We start from the raw sequence: 18094 nt of genomic DNA on the forward strand, positions 1-18094 counted from the left end.
GAGCGAAGGCGTGCGGCGGATCCCTGGCGGTGCCAGGCCGCGACTGCGGGGCGGGATGCTGGAGGAACGGACTTGAGTGCCGGCAACGAGCTCGCAGGGAGGCAGCGCCGAGGACGTCCTCACGACCAGGTTGAGGATGAGGTTGAGGATGAGGTCGCGGGGGTGAGACGTGGACGTGACTGAGGCTACTGATCGCCCGAATTGTTCTGGGGGATCGCACAACTATTCATCCCCATGGAAAGTACTGGAAGGCTGAATATTTGCTGAAGATATGCCTGATGAAGCCGTTGTTCGACTGTGATGACGGGGTCTGGGGATAACTGGCGCGGACCACCCTGTAGGGGAGCCACAAACGACGTGGACCTCAAGTCGAACGTGACGTTTGTCCACAGGTTTACCCACTTGTCCACAGATCACATTGTGATGTCGTGGGAAGAGCCTATAGAAAACCTGAACCAGCAGATCGCTGCTATCTCACTGAAAAGTCGCCTAGTGTTGGCGCACCGGCAACAGGTGCACACATCTGTATCCACAGCGTGCCCACCTCTGTCCCCAGGCTCTGGGGGTCTTCCCACAGCGGTGGTGCGGATATCCCCAAGGCGGGTGAACTTGAGAGTTTGCAGGGCCTGCCCGATGGCGTTATCGTCACGCGCGCGCTCCACGCGGGCGAGCGTCTTCCTGACGCGGCGGGCCGTCGTCGGGAGCAGCAGGACGAGCCGGTAGCAACCGGCGTGACAGTGCGGAAGGTGGCCGGATGGATAACGGCATGGGCGCTCAGGCCGGCTCGGGCAGCGCCGACGGCGGAAGCGTCCGCGCCGACAGCTCCGCCTTCGACCGCCTCCCGCCCCAGGACCTCGAGGCCGAGATGGCCACGCTCGGCGGCATGCTCCTGAGCAAGGAGGCCATCACCGACGTCATCGACGTCCTGCGCGGCCCGGAGTTCTACCGCTCGGCCCACGAGTCGATCTTCGACGCGATCGTCGAGGTCTACAACCGCTCCGAGCCCGCCGACCCGCTCATCGTCGCCGACGAGCTCTCCAAGCGCGGCGAGCTCGAACGCATCGGTGGCGCCCCCTACCTGGCCACTCTCATGGCCACCGTCCCCACCGCAGCCAACGCCGGCTACTACGCCCGCATCGTCAAGGACAAGGCGCTCATGCGCGGCCTGGTCCAGGCCGGCACCCGCATCACCCAGCTGGGGTACTCCACCGACGCCGGCGACATCGCCGAGCTCGTCACCCTGGCCGAGGCCGAGGTCTACTCGGTGGCCCACCACGAGGGGGAGAAGGAGGACTACGTCGCCGTCTCCGAGCTCCTGGGGGAGGCCAACCTGGAGATCGAGGCCGCCCAGAACCGCGATAACGGGGCCCTGACCGGGGTGCCCACCGACTTCATCGAGCTCGATGAGCTCACCGGCGGGCTCCACCCCGGCCAGATGATCATCGTGGCCGCGCGCCCCGCCATGGGGAAGTCCACGCTCGCCGTCGACTTCTGCCGCTCGGCGTCGATCCACCACGGCATCACCAGCTGCTACTTCTCCCTGGAGATGGGGCGCATGGAGCTCATGATGCGCATCCTGGCCGCCGAGTCCAGCGTGGATATGAACAAGCTGCGCGGCTCGCGCCAGATGGAGGACCGCGACTGGACCGACGTCGCCGTGGCCTACAACCCCGTCTCCAACGCGCCGCTGTTCATCGACGACTCGCCCAACCTCACCATGCCGGAGATCCGCTCTAAGGCGCTGCGCATGAAGCAGCAGCACAACCTGGGGCTCATGGTCATCGACTACCTCCAGCTCATGAGCTCGGGTAAACGCGTCGAGTCGCGTCAGCAGGAGGTCTCCGAGTTCTCCCGATCCCTCAAGCTGCTGGCCAAGGAGCTGGAGATTCCGGTGATCGCCGTCGCCCAGCTCAACCGCGGTCCCGAGCAGCGCACCGGCAATAAGCCCCAGATGAGCGACCTGCGCGAGTCCGGATCGCTGGAGCAGGACGCGGACATCATCATCCTGCTGCACCGCCCGGAGTACTACAACAACGAGGAGCGCCCCGGCGAGGCCGACATCATCGTGGCCAAGCACCGCAACGGGCAGACCCGCACCATCCCCGTCGCCTTCCAGGGGCACGTGTCGCGCTTCGCCAACATGGCGCGCGACGTCACCCCCGAGCCCGCCTACGAGTAGACCGGCTCAGCAGGAGTCGGTGCCGGGAGACGGACCGTGCGCAGGCGCAGGACGCCCACGGCCCAGCTCGCCGCCGTCAGCAGGACGGCCATGGCTGCGCCATGCGCCAGCCCGCGGTGCAGGTAGGCGCTGGTATCCGGCCCCAGATTCTCCACGACGACGCTCGCCAGCTCTCGGGTCGACCACAGCGGTAGGACGCGGGTCCAGCCCTCGGAAGGATCCACCAGCACCTGCACCGCCATGACCGACAGCAGCAGAAGAGCCCCCTCCAGGTCCCGTGGAACCAGGGCGGCGGCCAGGGAGCCCAGGGGAGTGGCGACGGTGGCGGTCAGCAGCAGCATGACCGGCACCGCACTCGGGTGGGTGAGCTCGTCGCCGATCGTGGCCAGCACGAGCCCGGTGTAGAGCAGGCCAATGGTCCACCCGAGCCCGAGCACCGCGAGGTAGCGGCCCAGCAGCAGGCTTGCGGGCCGAGCCCCGCTCACAGCGAGGCGGCGGTCCACTGAACGGGACGAGACCTGCGTGAACAGCGCAAGCGTTGCCGTCGCCCAGCCCAGGCCGATCGACAGGAGCCGGATGGCGGTCCAGTGCGTCTCCAGGCGCACCAGGTAGAAGGTCAGCGGCAGCAGGGTCGCCAGCGCGAGGGCGCCGCGCCGTCGGGCGAGCTCACGCAGGGTGATGAGCGCGACCAGGCCCGTGGTCGCGGCCGTCGACCGGAACCGGGCGCCCTCGGCGCGGTCCCACTCGGTCTGCGGCGTGGAGTGGTCGGGCGATGTGCTCATGCGGACTCCTTTCGCTGTGCCCGTCGGGGCATTCGGCGGATTGTCCGGCCTGCGTTCTCCTGCGGGGTCGGCAGCTCGACGACGCGGTCGACCAGGTCGACGTCCCGCAGCAGGTGGGTGACCAGCAGGACGCCTGCGCCCGAGGCGCGCCAGGCTGAGATGAGGGCCCACAGGTCCTCGTAGGCCAGGGCGTCCAGGCCCTGGTAGGGCTCATCCAGCAGGAGCAGATCGGGTGCGTCGAGCTGGGCGAGAGCGACGTTGAGCTTCTGCTGGGTCCCGCCCGAGAGCGTCCCGGCGGTCTGGTCTCCGCGAGCGGTCCAGCCCAGGCGGGTGAGGAGGCGGTGGCCGGTCGAGACGGAGCGGCCTTGCCGGATCCCGCGTGCCGCCCCGAAGAGCCGGAGGTGCTCGTCCACCGTCAGCAGTGGTGCCAAAGAGTCGAGCTGGGGCGCGTAGCCGAAGCTCGGCGTCCTCTCGATGCTCCCACCGCTTGTGCGCAGCAGGCCTGCGCAGAGCTGAAGCAGGGTCGACTTGCCGGCGCCGTTGGCTCCGACGACGGCGACGACCTCGCCGCGGTGGAGGGTGAGGTTGATGCCGGACAGCACTGTGCGTCTTCCGCGGCGGACGGAGACGTCCGTCAGGCGCAGGACGACGGGAGCGGCCGAGGTGGGAGCGGGTACGTCAGCCTGGTAATCCCGCAGTGCAGAGGCGACCTCGCGGGCGTAGAGGACCGCCGGACCGTACAGGTCGCCGGGTGTCTCTCCGGCCGCCTCTGCCTCGGCCCGGGTTGAGGCGGCCGTGCGCTCGACCTCGGAGGTCGGCAGGCCGTGGGAGGCGAGCTCCGCCTTGAAGCGTCGGTACCAGTCGGCCTTCGCGTCCGACACCGGATCTCTGGCTTCCTCGGGCCGGCTCATGAGGGGGCCTCCGTGCGTACCTTCCGGCCCTCGATGAGAGCGCCGACCGCCGTGGAGAAGGTTCGCCACTCGGCCCGTCGCGCGGCGAGCTCTGTGTGTCCGGCGTCGGTCAGCTCGTAGTACTTGCGGGCGGGCCCGGAGGTGGAGGGGCGCCAGGAGACCGCGACGAAGCCGCGCTTCTCCAGGCGCATGAGAGCCGGGTAGAGCGTGCCGCCGGGCACCTCATCCAGTCCGGCGATGGCGAGCCGCTGCGCCAGGGACAGTCCGTAGTCGGCGTGCTCGGCCAGCAGTGAGAGCAGGCAGGGTTCCAGGAATCCGCGCAGGAGGCGCGCTGCTGATGAGTCCATGGTTTATAGGCTACCTAGTTACTAGATAATCTATCTACCGATGGTGAAAGTCCGCCGCCGACGGAGCTGGAGACCGTCGGCGGCGGATGGTGAAGCGGGAGGATCGGTAAGGAACCGAGGGGTGCCTCGGTAGCGAGGCCTCAGGCCGGCCGGTACTCGCCCTGGTAGACGTAGAGGAAGGGCATGTTGCCGCGCAGCCCGTGCCGGATGGAGGAGGAGACGACCTCCTTGGCGGTGACGGCGGCCTGAAGCGGGGCGGCGCCCTTGGCGAGCTCGGCGGTCACCGCGGCGGCCAGGGTGCAGCCGGCGCCGTGGACGCGCTCGGTGCCCACGGCCTCAACCTCGAGGACCTCCAGGGTGGTGCCGTCGTAGAAGACGTCCAGGGCGGTGCCGGTGCCCAACGACGGGCCGGCCTTGGCCAGGACATTGGGGACGCCCTGGTCGTGGATGCGCTTGGCGGCGTCCTTGAGCTGCTCGACGGTGGTGATCTCCTCCATGCCCGCCAGCGTGGCGGCCTCGAAGAGGTTGGGGGTGGTCATCGTGGCGCGCGGCAGGATCTTGGTGCGCAGGGCGTTGTCCACCTCGAGGGCGCCCCCGAACTCCTGGCCCTTGCAGATGAGGACCGGGTCGAGCACCACGGTGGGGAAGTCGTAGGTCTCCAGGGCCTGCTCGACGACGTCGATGGTGGGTGCGGTGCCCAGCATGCCGATCTTGACGGCGTCGACGCGCGAGTGGACGGCGGCGCAGGTCTCGATCTGGTCGGCGATGACGCCGGGATCCACCGGCACGAAGCGGTGGTTCCAGCCGTCCTTGGGGTCCATGGAGACGATGCAGGTCAGGGCCGTGCAGCCGAAGACGCCGAGGGTGTGGAAGGTCTTGAGGTCGGTCTGGGCGCCGGCGCCGCCCGAGGCCTCGGAGCCGGCGATGGTCAGGGCGATCGGAGGTTGGGGCTTGTCGACTATAGTCATAGGAAGAAGCGTGCCCATGTGTGGGGCCCAGCGCAAACATGGTGCCCACAACTGTCAGTAACTGCTAATTTGGGCTAGATTAGCAATAAGTGACAGGTCGGCAGTGAGGATCTGTGTCATGAAGGGTCCTGTTCCACCGCCAGCGGCCCTGGAGGTGCTTCTGGCTAGACTGGCTAAAGACGGCCGCCTGGCTGAGGTGCTCGTGTCGCCGTCGACAGCGGCGGACACCGACTATGACCCCTGGGAGTGGTTCCTTCGCCACGATCCTCCAGCTGGCCTCACACGCGAGGAGTGGTGGGTGGCCGTGCGGCTGCGCCGAACCCAGGCCGCCCGGCCCACTCCATTCACGATGAAGGACGGGACCCGGCTCACTTACAACCTGCCAGACCCGCTCCTGCGCGCCATCGATGACGTGTCCGCGCGAGCGCGGGGGCAGGTCGAGCTGCCCGAGCCCATCGCCAACGCCGCGACGCGAGATCGCTACCTCGTGCGCTCCCTCATCGAGGAGGCGATGACGTCCTCGCAACTGGAGGGGGCCTCGACCTCTCGGGTACGGGCCAAGCAGATGCTGAGGGAGGACCGGGCCCCCCGTGACCGCAGCGAGCAAATGATCCTCAACAACTACAGCGCGATGCAGCGTGTCATCGAGCTCAGGGACGAGCGGCTGACGCCAGAGCTTGTATGTGAGATCCACCGGATCGTCACAGACGGCACGCTCGACGACCCCGCTGACGCAGGTCGACTTCAGCGCCCGGGGGAGTTGAGAGTCCGCATCTACGGCACCCAGACCGAGGAACAGGTCCTTCATGTCCCACCCCCGGCCGAGACCCTGCCTGAACGACTTGAGACTCTCTGCGGCTTTGCGAACGACGTCGACCGGTCTGACGGCACAGTCCCCTACATGCCGCCGCTCCTGCGCGCGCTCACGCTGCACTTCATGATGGGCTACGACCACTACTTCGCAGACGGCAACGGGCGAACATCGCGGGCCGTCTTCTACTGGTCGATGCTCCGCCAGGGCTTCTTCCTCACAGAATTCCTGTCGATCTCGCGCCTGCTGCGCAAGGCCCCCGCCAGGTACGCGCGCGGCTTCCTGCTCACCGAGCAGGACGAAGGGGACCTCACGCACTTCTTCCTGGCTCAGGCACGGGTCGTGGTACAGGCGATCGACGAGCTCGATGCCTACCTGGCACGCAAGACCGGCCAGCTGCGCGAAGCCACACGGCTCCTGCGTAACCTCGGACTCAACCACCGCCAGGTCGCGCTTGTCGAGACCTTCCTTCGCGATCCCTCCGGCAGCGTGACCGTGGAGGCGCACCGAACGACCCATGGTGTCGTCCCGCAGACAGCTCGCACGGACCTGCAGGACCTCGAGCATCGGGGTCTGCTTACCAGTGCCAAGCAAGGGCGAAAGGTCATGTGGTTTCCTGCTCGCGACCTGGCTCAGCGGGTCGGCGCCTAGCCTGCGTCCTGATCGGGGTCGGTGGCCATCTGGGCGCACCGCGTGTTTGAGCAGCGGTGAGCGTGCGGCGGTTCCTGGCACCTTCGGTACCCGTCTGATGCTGTGGCGCCGTAGCTCCGCGGCGCCGTGGGTGCAGGCGTGGGCGCTGATGTGGGTGCTGCAACAACCATCAATGTCTGCCGGTGAACGTGCCAGAAACCTGACAGGTGCCTGCTATCTGACACCCAGTCTCTTATGGTTACAATCACTTCATCGAGCTTGCACACGTGCAGGTTGGAGACAGCACGACCATGCTCCGCAGCCCGAATGTGGGTTCGACAGATCGCATCACCTATGAAAGGGGACTCATCACATGACTGAGTACATCGCCGCCATCGTCTATCCGGAGAGGTCCAAGACCTACGAGGCCTTCAGCAAGATCAGTGCCGGTTCCGAGCGTCTGGGAGTCGTCAGCGCCGTCCTGGTCGAGTGCGACGCCGATGGTCGGCTGACGATCCCCGAGGGGGAGGACGGTCACGCCGGTCTGGGACTGGGGACCGGCTCGCTCATCGGTGTTCTTGTCGGGGCCCTGGGAGGTCCGATCGGGATGCTGCTGGGGCTGGGAGTCGGTGCGGCCACCGGCGCCGCGGTTGACGGCTCCCGGGCGGAGGTCGGGGATCTCGCCGTGAGCACTTTCGCCAACCTGATGACGCCGGGATCCAACGCCCTCATCGCCCAGACCGATGAGGGCGGCAGCACCGCTCCCCTGGACGCGGCCGTGGCCGAGCTCGGGGGCTCGATCGTGCGTCGTCCCCTCGATGAGGTCCTCGCTGAGCTCGAGGCGCAGAACGCTGCCGCCGAGGAGGCCGCTGAGGCGGCACGTCGGGCGATGCGCGAGGAGAAGCGTCAGGAGCGCAAGGAGAACCGGGAGCGCCGTATCGAGGCGCTGCGCGAGAAGTTCAGCCGCCACTGAGAATGGGTGCGACACCGGCACAAACTCGTGCCGGCGCTCCTGTGGAGAGGCGCGTCCCCGCGGTCTCAGGCGTTCGCGATGGTCCAGCGGCGGCCGCGGTGCGCGTCCTTCTCGGCCTCATCCACCAGGGCGACGGCGAAGTCGTCCACGGAGATCTCACTGCCCGCGGGCTGGTCGGTGCCCTCGACATAGCTGCCGGTGCGCGGCTTGTCGGTGAACTCCGGGGCGGGGGAGAGGAAGGTCCAGTTCAGAGAGCTGCCGGCCTCGCGGTAGAGGTCGAGGACCTCGGTGAAGGCCAGGGCCTCTGTCTTGTACTCCTCGGGGAATCCGGGGGTGTCCACCAGACGGGTGCCGTCGGGCGTGAGCAGGGAGCCGGCGCCGCCGACGACGATGAGCCGACCGGTAGGGGCGGCCGCGATGAGAGCCCGGTGAGCGTTGATGACGGGCTGGGCGGACTCCCCCCGGCCGGCGGAGACCGTGATGACGGTGGCGTCGGAGCTGTTGATGAGGTCGACCACGGCCTGCGTGTCGGCCAGGGTGAGGGTGACGTCCTGCGTAGCGCCCTCGGCGTGACGGCCCGAGCGTGAGGCGGAGACGACCTCGTGGCCGCGGCCGGCGGCCTCGGCGACGGTGGCCGAGCCGACCATTCCGGTTCCTCCAATGACAGTGATCTTCATGAGTCTTCCTTCCAGTGGGTGCGATGCTGCTTCGAGGTGAGTGTGCCGGGTGCCGGCAACCTCGCGATGACTCGATGGTATGATTTGGATACTGAGTACCTCAAAGTAACTAAGGGAGTGTGTTGTGTCACGGACTGAGGGGCTGATGGCTGAGCGTCGGAAGGCGGCTCAAGGCGGCGCCAGCAGTGCGAGGAGCGCCGGTACCGGCTCTGCTCGCGGCACCGACACCGCGGGCGTGGAGGGTGCGATGGAGCTTTCCCCAGGCGAGTCGGGAGAGGATATTCCTCAGGAGAGCGCCCCATGCTGTGCGGCTCCGGCCGGGGAGGGATCCCGGACGGCGGTCTTCGACTTCGACGTCCTCTCGCCCGCCTGCCCGTCGCGCACGGTACTGCGTCACGTCGTCGACCGCTGGACTCCGCTGGTGGTGATGGTCCTGGCCGAGGGACCGAGTCGCTTCGGTGAGCTGCGCTCGCGGGTCGGCGGGGTGACGCCCAAGGTCCTCACCCAGACGCTGCGATCCATGGAGCGCGACGGCCTGGTGACGCGCACCCAGCTGCCGGGTGTGCCGCCGCGGGTCGACTACGAGCTGACCGACCTGGGTCGCAGCCTCCAGGCGCCCATCGACGCACTGCGCACCTGGATCCACGCCCACTCCGCTCAAATCCTGGCCCATCGCGAGTCCTACGACGCCGTCGGGTCCTGATGCTCCGGCGCTCGCGGGGCGGGGGCGCATTCGTGCCTGCGGCCGGGGACATTCTGCGCGCCCGGGTGCATTCCCGATCAGCCGGGGGCATACCACGCGTACGGGGACAGGAATTCCGTCCCCGACGGCGTCGAATGCCCCCGCCCAGAACGACACGCCCCCGGCCGCGTGCAATGTCCCCATCGGTGGTGGGTCCGCGGGGTCAGGAGGCCGGGACCGCGGGTTCAGGAGGTGGGGCGGCGCCTATTGGCGGCTGTTGGTGCCCGTCGGCGACCGACTGTGCGACCGATCGTGTGACCGTCTGAGCCGCCGCCGTGCCGACGGTCGCCCGGGCCGACGGGACGTTGAGGAAATCAGTACCGCGCCGACGCCGAATCGGGGACCATAGATCTATGAGCGCCGCCACGTCCCTCCCGCCATCCCTCAACGACATCGTCTTCCACGTCCTGGACCCGCTTGAGGCCGTTGAGCGGGACATCTTCCTCACGCGCGCGGAGGCCTGGTACCCCGACCTCCTCGACGGGCTCACCACCCTCTACGGCGACGCCGCCGAGGAGGAGGCCCTCAACCTGCTGGCCCTGGCCGCCCGGGCCTACGCGGAGCGCGAGTACGAGCTGCGCCGCCTGGACCTGGCCCGCACCCTCGACCCCACCTGGGCCCAGCACCCCGGTCGGGTCGGTTACGCCGCCTACACCGAGCGCTTCGCCGGCACCCTGCGCGGCGTGGAGGACCGCATCGACTACCTGCGCGAGCTGGGCGTCACCTACCTCCACCTCATGCCCCTGCTCACCCCGCGTCCCGGCGACTCCGACGGCGGCTACGCGGTGGCCGACTACCGTACCGTGCGCCCGGACCTGGGCACCATGGAGGACCTCGAGCACCTGGCCGGTGAGCTGCGCGCCGAGGGGATCTCCCTGGTGGTGGACCTCGTCCTCAACCACGTGGCCGTCGAGCACGAGTGGGCGGCACGGGCGCGCGCCGGTGAGCAGCACTACCGCGACTACTTCCTCATCTTCCCCGACCGCACCGAGCCCGACGCCTACGAGCGCACCCTGCCGGAGGTCTTCCCCGACTTCGCCCCCGGCAACTTCACCTGGGACGACGGCGTGGGCGGCTGGGTGTGGACCACCTTCAACTCCTTCCAGTGGGACCTCAACTGGCGCAACCCCCGCGTCATGGCCGAGTTCGCCGGCATCGTCCTGGACCTGGCCAACCGCGGCGTCGAGGTGCTGCGCCTGGACGCCATCGCCTTCACCATCAAGCGCAAGGGCACCGACTGCCAGGGCCAGCCCGAGGTCCACGCCATCACCGAGGTCCTGCGCGCCCTGACCCGCATCGCCTGCCCCGCGGTCGACCTCAAGGCCGAGGCGATCGTCGCTCCCACCGAGCTCCTCCAGTACCTCGGACAGGGCAAGTACACCGGCAAGGTCTCCGACCTGGCCTACCACAACTCCCTCATGGTCCAGGTCTGGTCCATGCTCGCCGCGCGCGACACGACGCTGGCCGTCGAGGCCCTCCAGAACCTGCCGGTCGAGCCCTCCACCGCCACCTGGATCACCTACCTGCGCTGCCACGACGACATCGGCTGGGCCATTGACGACGACGACGCGGCCGCTGTGGGCCTCGGCGGCTACGACCACCGGTCCTTCCTGGCCGACTGGTACAGCGGCGAGTACCCCACCTCCGACGCCGCGGGCCTCGTCTTCCAGCACAACCCGGCCACCGGGGACCGGCGCATCTCCGGAACGGCCGCCTCACTCATTGGGATCGAGGCCGCCACCGAGGCCTGGGAGGGCGTCACCGATGAGACTCCCGAGCACGAGGTCGAGGCGCTGCGGACCTGGCGCGAGGAGCGGATCCACGCCCTGCGCATGGCCCACGCCATCCTCTACGGGTGGGGCGGCATCCCCGTCCTGTGGAGCGGCGACGAGCTCGCCCAGCCCAACGACCCCAACTGGGACACCGAGCCCGGCCATGAGACCGACTCGCGCTGGGCCGGGCGCCCCCGCCTCGACGAGGCCCGGATGGCCAACCGGCATGACCGTTCCACCGTCGAGGGGCGAGTCTTCACCGACCTGGCGCGCATGGCGCAGGTGCGCGCGGGCCTGCCGCAGCTCGACGCCGCCGTGCGCACCCAGGTCCAGGACGTCGACGACCCCGGGGTACTGGTGACCTACCGCGACCACCCGCGCGGCAGCTTCGTGGGCGTGTACAACGTGACGCCGCAGTGGCGATCGGTGGCTGCCGACCAGCTCGCCCGGCTCGGGGTCATGGGGGCCACCGACGTCCTGACCGACACGGTTCCCTTCGGCTCCACGTCACTGGACGGTGCGGGGCAGGGGCGCGTGCCCGTACCGCCCTACGCCGCTTGGTGGCTGGTGCGCCCCACGGACTGAGGGGGCCGCCACTGAGTTGGGTCCCGGGCGCCGGACATGCATGATTAAGGACGTGACCCGCCGCAGCCTCTCCGCCTCGACACCCGCCCCTGATTCTGCAGCCGGTTCTGCGACCACGGCGGTCACCGAAGCACCCGCCGCCCAGGAGACCGCGCTCGTTTCGACGGCGCTGGACTTGGCCACGCCCGCCGCCCTCCTGGCCGGGGCGATCGACGTGGAGCAGGCGCCCCGCCCGCTGAGCGTCTTCGACCTCATGCGCATCGGCATCGGCCCCTCCTCCTCCCACACCGTGGGCCCCATGCGGGCCGGCCGCGCCTTCAGTCGGGCCCTGGCTGAGGCGGTCCGCCCGGGCGGTGCGGGGGCATCCGATGGTGAGTGCGCCTCACCGGTCCCCGGCGCCGGCCTGCCGCAGCCCACTCGCGTCACTGTTGAGCTCTACGGCTCCCTCGGTGCCACAGGTCGCGGGCACGCCACCGACCGCGCCGCTGTCATGGGCCTGTCCGGCTATGAGCCCGAGACCGTCCCCGCCGTCGTGTGCGAGTCCCTCATGGAGGAGGTCGAGGCGGCCGGCGAGCTGGTGGTCGCCGGCGTCGGCCCCATCCCCTTCAGCCCGAGTGCTGACATCCACTTCCTGCCCGGGCGGGTCCTGCCCTACCACGTCAACGGCATGACCCTGACCGCCTACTGCGCCAGTGGCGCCGAGATCCTGCGCCGCACCTACTACTCCGTGGGCGGCGGCTTCGTCATGGAGGACGTCGGCACCCCCGGGGCGCCGTCGATCCAGGCCCTGGCGACCGCCTCCGCCACTCAGGCCCACGCCACCCCCGCGCCCTTCCCCTTCACCACGTCGGCCGCGATGCTGGCGATCTGCGAGCGCGAGGGCCTGAGCGTGTCCGACGTCGTCCTGGCCAACGAGCTCTCCGCCCGCAGCCGGGAGGAGGTCATGGCCTACCTGGACCGCCTGCGCGCCACGATGCGCGCCTGCATCGAGGCCGGCATGAACGCCGAGGGCATCCTGCCCGGCGGGCTCGGGGTGCGCCGCCGCGCCAAGGCCCTCCATGAGCGGCTGTGCGCCCAGTCGACCGGCCCGGCCGCCGCCTTCACCATGGCCGACCCCCTGCGCGGCATGGACTGGGTGGACCTGTTCGCGCTCGCGGTCAACGAGGAGAACGCCGCCGGGCGCCGCGTCGTCACCGCCCCCACTAATGGTGCGGCCGGCATCGTCCCGGCGGTTCTGGCTTACTACGAGCGTTTCATCCCCGGGGCCGACGACGACGGCGCCCGCCGCTTCCTGCTGGCCGCCACTGCCGTGGGTGGGCTCATCAAGACCAATGCCTCGATCGCGGGGGCTGAGGTGGGCTGCCAGGGGGAGGTCGGGTCGGCCTCCTCGATGGCGGCCGCCGGTCTGGCCGAGGCCCTGGGTGGGACGCCCGCCCAGGTGGAGAACGCCGCTGAGATCGCCATGGAGCACAACTTGGGGCTCACCTGCGACCCGGTGGGCGGGCTCGTCCAGATCCCCTGCATCGAGCGCAACGCGGTGGCTGCGGTCAAGGCCATCAACGCCGCACGCATGGCCCTGTGGGGCGAGGGCCGGCACGCCGTCAGCCTCGACACCGTCATTGAGACGATGCGTCAGACCGGCGAGGACATGCTCGCCAAGTACAAGGAGACCTCCCGCGGCGGCCTGGCCGTCAACGTCGTGGAGTGCTGAGGAGTGCATCTCCATGCTTGACAACACGGATTGACGTGGCCAGCCAGGTGGGTCCTTGAGCGTGACTCAACTATTCCGGCGTGCGGTACGGAACCCAAATCTAAACAACTGAAATGTAAGCGATGGGAAATTTCAACTACATTCTTATAGCCATTGCTGTTGCTGTCGGCCCCGCAGTGAGAGTGTTTTTAGGGCGCAGAAACTCGAAACGATACTCGGTCTCCACTGAGGGCGCTGTGAGGGTGCGAGCCCCGAGGTTCCCATTGATTGCCGTTATCATCCTGGCGCCCGTAGGGATCGCTTTAAATGTCGTTGGGGTGTTCTGTCTATGGTTTTCTATTCAAGCCTGGATATATTCGCAGGATACCTCTCTGTTCTCATATGAAGACACTGCCTGGGTCTTCTTGTTGGCTCTGATGGCCCTCGCTGGCGGCATCTTTCTGTCGTCGTTATCGTATCTCATGATCATGTCTCTGAAAAATGAGTATGTCGAGACGGGAATTGATTACGTTGAGAAGCGCGGACGGCTTGGTAAGGTCACTCGGATATTCTTTCAAGAAATTTCGTCGTACGATTACGATGTGAATTCCGAGGGAGGTGTGTTGACGATTGGGGCGGTGGACGGTCGCGAGATTTCGTTTGAGGTCGACTATTATCGTGGCGATTATGTGATGGCCGCCATCTCAATTCGAAAAGCTAACGGTCGCTGGTTCGATCCGACTGATGAAGCCGTTCATCAGCGACTTGTTCAGATAGCTTCTGACGGGACGGCAAGGCGCTATATCAAAGCGCATCCGCGCGATGATGATCTGAGCGTGTCATGTGGCTCCTAGCGTCGCGCTGGGATTGACTGGCGCCATCTTGGGGTGGTGCGCATGTTTCTGACCTGCATCCCCTTCACACGCTGTATGGGCAGGAGGTGTTGGGGGATGTGCGCATGGCGCCGTCGACGAGACCGATGGCGTGAGTGAGCCGCTCGCGTTGGTCGGAGAGTGCCGACCGATGATCGTTCAGCAGGGCCTTGCGCTCCTGCGCGCTTGCTCGGATGAAGCGTCTGATTTGTTCCAGGGTGAACCCCGCCTCTTGTGCGCGTCGCACTGCTGCGGCCCGACTGAGATCTTCAGGGCGATACCGACGGTGCCCGAGGGAGTCTCTTTCAGGCTTCAGGATCCCCTCATCCTCCCAGTGCCGTAGAACGTGTGCTGCGATTCCGGTCTCACGAGCCACGTCGCCGATCCGCTTGCCTTGAGGTCGGCCTGAAGGGGGAGCCTGGTTGTCATGACGATTCATCATCTTAACTGTGGCACACTCCACCCGCCGAGCCAACTTCTTGTGAACGGTCGAGGAAGTCTGACCGCTCCTGCGACACTCGTATGTCACTGCCTTGTGGTGCAGACGGGAAAGTACTGGACTCTTGTCGATGCTGGGCTGGGATCAGCCGACCTGCGCAATCCCCGCGATCGCTTGGGCGATAACTTTCTGCGCAGAGTTCGCCCGGTCCTCAACCCCGCAGAGCCCGCGATCAGGCAGGTTCAGGCACTCGGTATCGATCCGCACGATGTGCGGAGCATTGTCCTCACTCATCATGATGTCGATCATGTGGGAGGTATTGCGGACTTCCCCTGGGCGTGCGTCTATGTGTCACGTGCTCAGGTCGACCTCATCGTTCCCGCACTGCGCAAGGATATGGTGCGCAGGCTTCATCCCGTTCAGTGGTCGCATGCACCGCAGTGGAAGCCTGTCACATTATCGGAGACGTGGCGTTCGCGCCCCTCTTTCAGGCTGAATGACAGTCTGAGCCTGGTCGCGCTTGATGGACATATTGAGGGGCACTGTGCAGTCGTCATAGATCGCGAGAACGAACCTCCTCTTATTCATGCTGGTGATGCGGTGATGGACGTCAAGACCGAGCTCTTCGGTGGGCGTGCTCCCCTGGGGCTCAGGGCCTTTCAGTACATGACGCGGACTGATGCTCGAGCATGGCGGGAGTCAAGAGCCTGGCTCAAGGAATGCGTGGAGGACGGGATTGATGTCATCTGCGCTCACGAGCCTCATCCGCGTCTTTCCGGAGCTCGTTGACCTCGGATCCTGCGTCGATAGGTCGAGACGAAGACCTGCGACGATGCAAGCGTGGGGGGCCGCAGCGTTGCGCTGCGGCCCCCCACCCTCAGTTTCCAGCCCGGGTCAGCTGCTCTGGGCGGTACTCGACTGGCTGGACTTGCTGTTCGACTGGCTGTTCTGGTTGCTCTGGTTGCCGGACTGCTGGCCCTGCCCGCCGCCGGGCTGACCTCCCTGGCCGCCCTGACCACCATCCATGGGACCGCCCATCCCAGCCGATAGCGCCGAGGCCGTCCCCGTGGCCGAGCCGCCCGACGACGTCGCCACCGTGTACTGCTGGCCCTCCTTGAGCCCCAGCACCGTGATCGCCTCAGCCGTGAAGTCCACCTTGACCGAGGCCACCTGGGACCCGGAGGAGTCCGTGACGGTGAGCGTGTCCCCTGCGCTCACCGACGGCGAGCCCGTCACCCCCACGAGCTGGGTCTCGCCGTTGGCGTCCACCGCGCCGTCCATTGCGCCGGCCTGCCCCGAGACCACTACGATCCCGCCCTTGACGTAGGCCGAGCCGTTGGAGTCGATACCGTCGGAGGAGGCGTAGGAGACCTCCACCTCGCCGCCGCTGATCGTCAGCACTGAGCCGTCGTCGGACTCGGAGTCGGCATTCTCGTGGCCCTCGATGACGTGGTCGCCGTTGGAGGCGTTGATGCCGTCATCGCCGGCCGCGATGGACAGCTCCCCGCCGGCAACGTTGATGAACGGTGCCTGTAGCCCCTCGTCGGCCGCGTTGACGGTGACCTTCCCGGAGTCCTGCGTGTAGCTCACCCCGGCGTTAATGCCCTTGGGTGAGGGCGTCGAGGAGTCCGCCGTCGACTCCTGCCCGGGGGGAGCCTGCTCCTCAACGGTGGCGTTGGCCTGACCGCCGCCGGCCGTGATCGTCAGGGTCGTGTCCTTCACGGTGACGTCCGTGGTCGCCGAGATCGCGTCGTCGGTGGAGGTCAGCGTGATGCTCGCCTTGCCCAGGGAGATGAAGCCCTTCGTCTCATCATCGCCCTCACTGGACTTCAGGGCGTCGCCGCCGGCCTCCACCGTCAGCGTCCCGGACTCCACCACCAGGTAGTCCTTGCCGCGCAGGCCGTCGTCGGCGGCCTTGACCTTGATGGTGGCGTTCCCGGTGATGATGAGGCCGTTCTTGGAGGAGATGCCGTCCTTGTAGGAGCCGGTGACGTCCAGCTGGCCGGTCCCGGTGATGGTGAGAGTGTCGGAGGAGAACAGGGTCGCGGTGGCCTCCTGCCCCGAGGCGTAGCTCTGGCCGTCGGTGAGCGTGTTCTTGGAGTCCTTGGCCAGGACCACGATCGCCTTGCCGGCGTCCTGGATGTCGATGGCCGGCCCGTCCGAGCTCGTGATGCTCGCGCCCTTGAGGACCAGGCGCACATCGGCCTTGGGGGCGTTGACGACGATCCGCCCGTTGCTGAGCTCACCGCTGAGGACGTAGGTGCCGCCGCCGCTGATGGTGATGGTGCCCCCGTCGACCTTCACATTGCTCGACGCCGACCCGCTGGCCGAGGCCGACGATCCCGACAGCGTGATCGTGGTGGCCGACGACGTGTCCGTGGTCCCGGCGTCGTCCGCAGAGCTCGAGGCGTCCTCCACCGAGGCGTTGGCGCCCAGGATGTCGGAGACGCTGGCGCCGGTCGACGCCGTAGCGACCGACGAGGAGATCGTCGTCCATGTCGTGTCCGACTCGCTCGAGCTCGAGGCACTGGCGTTGCTGGAGGCCGAGGAGGTCGAGCAGCCGGCCGCCAGGGCGATCGCGGCCAGGAACGCGACGGCTCCGGTCGCGCGACGGCGGAGTCGGTTGAGGGGCTTGGTCGTCATCGTCTTGGTGGTCTTCATGGTTTCTGGGCCTCTTCTTCTCGGGTCCGGTGTCGGATCGTGGGTGGTCTGGGTGCGGCGCTCAGGCGGCGCTTGCGGTGGTGTGGATGGCGCCGATGCTCTCCAGGCTGGAGCGGTCGGTGCCGAACAGGTCGGCGAGCTCGTGGGTCAGGGTCCGATACCACCGGTTGGCGGGCAGCTCGGGGTGGAGCAGTGCCATGCCGGTGGCGTACTTCGAGATGCGGGTGGGCCGGTGGCCGGCGTCCCACAGGGCGCGGTCCGCAGGTGAGGGCGTGGCCGGGTTCTTCGTCTCGACGACGGCGACATCCGCCACCGCCACCGGCTCGCCGTCGTTGATGGCGGCGGCCCTCGTGCGGGCCCCCGGCGTCAGGCGCTGCCAGGTCAGGGCCGTGTCAATGGTGGCCCGGGCCTCGGCGTCAGGCAGGTGCAGGGTGGTGCGCTCATAGGTGGTGGCCAGCACCGGCCGCAGCGCGGCGGCGATCTCCCGGGCCGCGGCCGGACCAGTGACCCCCGTGCTCGCCAGGCAGGCGGCCACGAAGGCGCGGCCCGGGCCGGTGAGGCGGGAGGCGTCGTCGGGGTGGTAGCCCATACGCCGCTTGACGGTGGTACCGCGTGCGCCGCGGGTCTTGACCTCCAGGAAGCACAGGCCGGTGTCCAGGTAGGTGCGGGTGCGCACCTTGAAGCGCCGACGCCGCTTGCGGGCCGCGAGCATGAAGGCCTCCAGCCCCGGGGTGTCGAAGTAGGTCGAGGCGTAGGAGAACCAGCGCCGCCCATCGATGTCCAGCACCCGGGCGTCGGGCGTGAGTCCGTTGACGAGGTCCTGCGCGCGTTCCAGAGGCACCAGGTACTTGCGATCCACCCGGGTGAGCAGGCCGGCGGCGCTGTTGAGCTCGGTGAGGCCGGTCGAGGCCAGGTGATCGGTGCTCAGGGGTGCCGACGTCGGAGCGTCCGATCCTGCGGAGGAAGTCGCCGGAAAGGTTCTCACGGTCGTGGTCGGGATCGTCGTCGAGGTCATCATCGGGGTCCTGTCGGTCCTGTCGATTCGTTCCGGTCGC

General features: G+C 67.8%; 16 protein-coding genes. 8 read left to right on the forward strand and 8 right to left on the reverse strand.

Annotated features, from left to right (window positions below; all coding sequences use genetic code 11):
* The first annotated feature begins 754 nt into the window (after positions 1-754).
* Positions 755-2179 carry a replicative DNA helicase gene (gene dnaB / locus RIV12_RS04995; protein WP_075418087.1) on the forward strand — a complete coding sequence of 475 codons (1425 nt, stop codon included), beginning with the start codon at positions 755-757 and terminating at the stop codon, positions 2177-2179.
* Here the strand turns inward: dnaB and RIV12_RS05000 are convergent.
* The 4 genes from RIV12_RS05000 to thiD form a co-directional block, all read right to left on the reverse strand.
* Positions 2170-2961: an ABC transporter permease gene (locus RIV12_RS05000; RefSeq protein WP_309322589.1), complete on the reverse strand. Its 792-nt coding sequence runs from the start codon at positions 2959-2961 to the stop codon at positions 2170-2172. The two genes, dnaB and RIV12_RS05000, sit on opposite strands and share 10 nt — an antisense overlap.
* On the reverse strand, positions 2958-3872 hold the full coding sequence (locus tag RIV12_RS05005; protein WP_309322591.1) for an ATP-binding cassette domain-containing protein: 915 nt from the start codon (positions 3870-3872) through the stop codon (positions 2958-2960). The genes RIV12_RS05000 and RIV12_RS05005 overlap by 4 nt, the downstream gene beginning before the upstream one ends.
* Positions 3869-4219 carry a PadR family transcriptional regulator gene (locus tag RIV12_RS05010; protein ID WP_309322593.1) on the reverse strand — a complete coding sequence of 117 codons (351 nt, stop codon included), beginning with the start codon at positions 4217-4219 and terminating at the stop codon, positions 3869-3871. The genes RIV12_RS05005 and RIV12_RS05010 overlap by 4 nt, the downstream gene beginning before the upstream one ends.
* A gap of 140 nt (positions 4220-4359) precedes the next feature.
* Positions 4360-5187, reverse strand: coding sequence for a bifunctional hydroxymethylpyrimidine kinase/phosphomethylpyrimidine kinase (gene thiD / locus RIV12_RS05015; protein ID WP_309322595.1), 828 nt, complete (start codon positions 5185-5187; stop codon positions 4360-4362).
* A gap of 118 nt (positions 5188-5305) precedes the next feature.
* On the opposite strand from thiD, the gene RIV12_RS05020 reads away from it, so the two are divergent.
* Together RIV12_RS05020 and RIV12_RS05025 are read left to right on the forward strand one after the other, a co-directional pair.
* Positions 5306-6649, forward strand: coding sequence for a Fic family protein (locus RIV12_RS05020; protein WP_309322597.1), 1344 nt, complete (start codon positions 5306-5308; stop codon positions 6647-6649).
* A 352-nt stretch (positions 6650-7001) separates the two neighbouring features.
* On the forward strand, positions 7002-7601 hold the full coding sequence (locus RIV12_RS05025) for a DUF1269 domain-containing protein (protein WP_309322599.1): 600 nt from the start codon (positions 7002-7004) through the stop codon (positions 7599-7601).
* A gap of 65 nt (positions 7602-7666) precedes the next feature.
* Here the strand turns inward: RIV12_RS05025 and RIV12_RS05030 are convergent, their stop codons facing one another.
* Positions 7667-8278 carry an NAD(P)-dependent oxidoreductase gene (locus RIV12_RS05030; RefSeq protein WP_309322600.1) on the reverse strand — a complete coding sequence of 204 codons (612 nt, stop codon included), beginning with the start codon at positions 8276-8278 and terminating at the stop codon, positions 7667-7669.
* Positions 8279-8525: 247 nt separating this feature from the next.
* On the opposite strand from RIV12_RS05030, the gene RIV12_RS05035 reads away from it, so the two are divergent.
* From RIV12_RS05035 to RIV12_RS05050, 4 genes are all read left to right on the forward strand, one after another.
* The gene (locus tag RIV12_RS05035; protein WP_309322602.1) at positions 8526-8981 is read left to right on the forward strand and encodes a winged helix-turn-helix transcriptional regulator; all 456 of its coding nucleotides are present in this window, start codon (positions 8526-8528) and stop codon (positions 8979-8981) included.
* Between the two features lie 392 nt (positions 8982-9373).
* Entirely contained in the window at positions 9374-11377 is a 2004-nt protein-coding gene (locus RIV12_RS05040) for an alpha-amylase family protein (protein WP_309322604.1), read from the forward strand.
* 52 nt (positions 11378-11429) lie between these two features.
* Positions 11430-13088: an L-serine ammonia-lyase gene (locus tag RIV12_RS05045; RefSeq protein WP_309322606.1), complete on the forward strand. Its 1659-nt coding sequence runs from the start codon at positions 11430-11432 to the stop codon at positions 13086-13088.
* Positions 13089-13210: 122 nt separating this feature from the next.
* On the forward strand, positions 13211-13921 hold the full coding sequence (locus RIV12_RS05050; protein ID WP_309322608.1) for a hypothetical protein: 711 nt from the start codon (positions 13211-13213) through the stop codon (positions 13919-13921).
* 64 nt (positions 13922-13985) lie between these two features.
* Here the strand turns inward: RIV12_RS05050 and RIV12_RS13145 are convergent, their stop codons facing one another.
* Positions 13986-14381, reverse strand: coding sequence for a helix-turn-helix domain-containing protein (locus RIV12_RS13145; protein WP_081380073.1), 396 nt, complete (start codon positions 14379-14381; stop codon positions 13986-13988).
* Between RIV12_RS13145 and RIV12_RS13150 the strand changes: the two genes are divergently transcribed.
* Positions 14367-15167 carry an MBL fold metallo-hydrolase gene (locus tag RIV12_RS13150; protein ID WP_081380075.1) on the forward strand — a complete coding sequence of 267 codons (801 nt, stop codon included), beginning with the start codon at positions 14367-14369 and terminating at the stop codon, positions 15165-15167. The genes RIV12_RS13145 and RIV12_RS13150 overlap by 15 nt on opposite strands.
* Positions 15168-15272: 105 nt before the next feature.
* Here RIV12_RS13150 and RIV12_RS05060 read toward each other — a convergent pair whose 3' ends face one another.
* Both RIV12_RS05060 and RIV12_RS05065 read right to left on the reverse strand, forming a co-directional pair.
* Entirely contained in the window at positions 15273-17039 is a 1767-nt protein-coding gene (locus tag RIV12_RS05060; RefSeq protein WP_309322612.1) for a carbohydrate-binding domain-containing protein, read from the reverse strand.
* A gap of 61 nt (positions 17040-17100) precedes the next feature.
* Entirely contained in the window at positions 17101-18057 is a 957-nt protein-coding gene (locus RIV12_RS05065) for a polyphosphate polymerase domain-containing protein (RefSeq protein ID WP_428978912.1), read from the reverse strand.
* Positions 18058-18094: the final 37 nt, after the last annotated feature.

The organism is Actinomyces stomatis (assembly GCF_031292835.1).
GTDB classification, from domain to species: domain Bacteria; phylum Actinomycetota; class Actinomycetes; order Actinomycetales; family Actinomycetaceae; genus Actinomyces; species Actinomyces stomatis.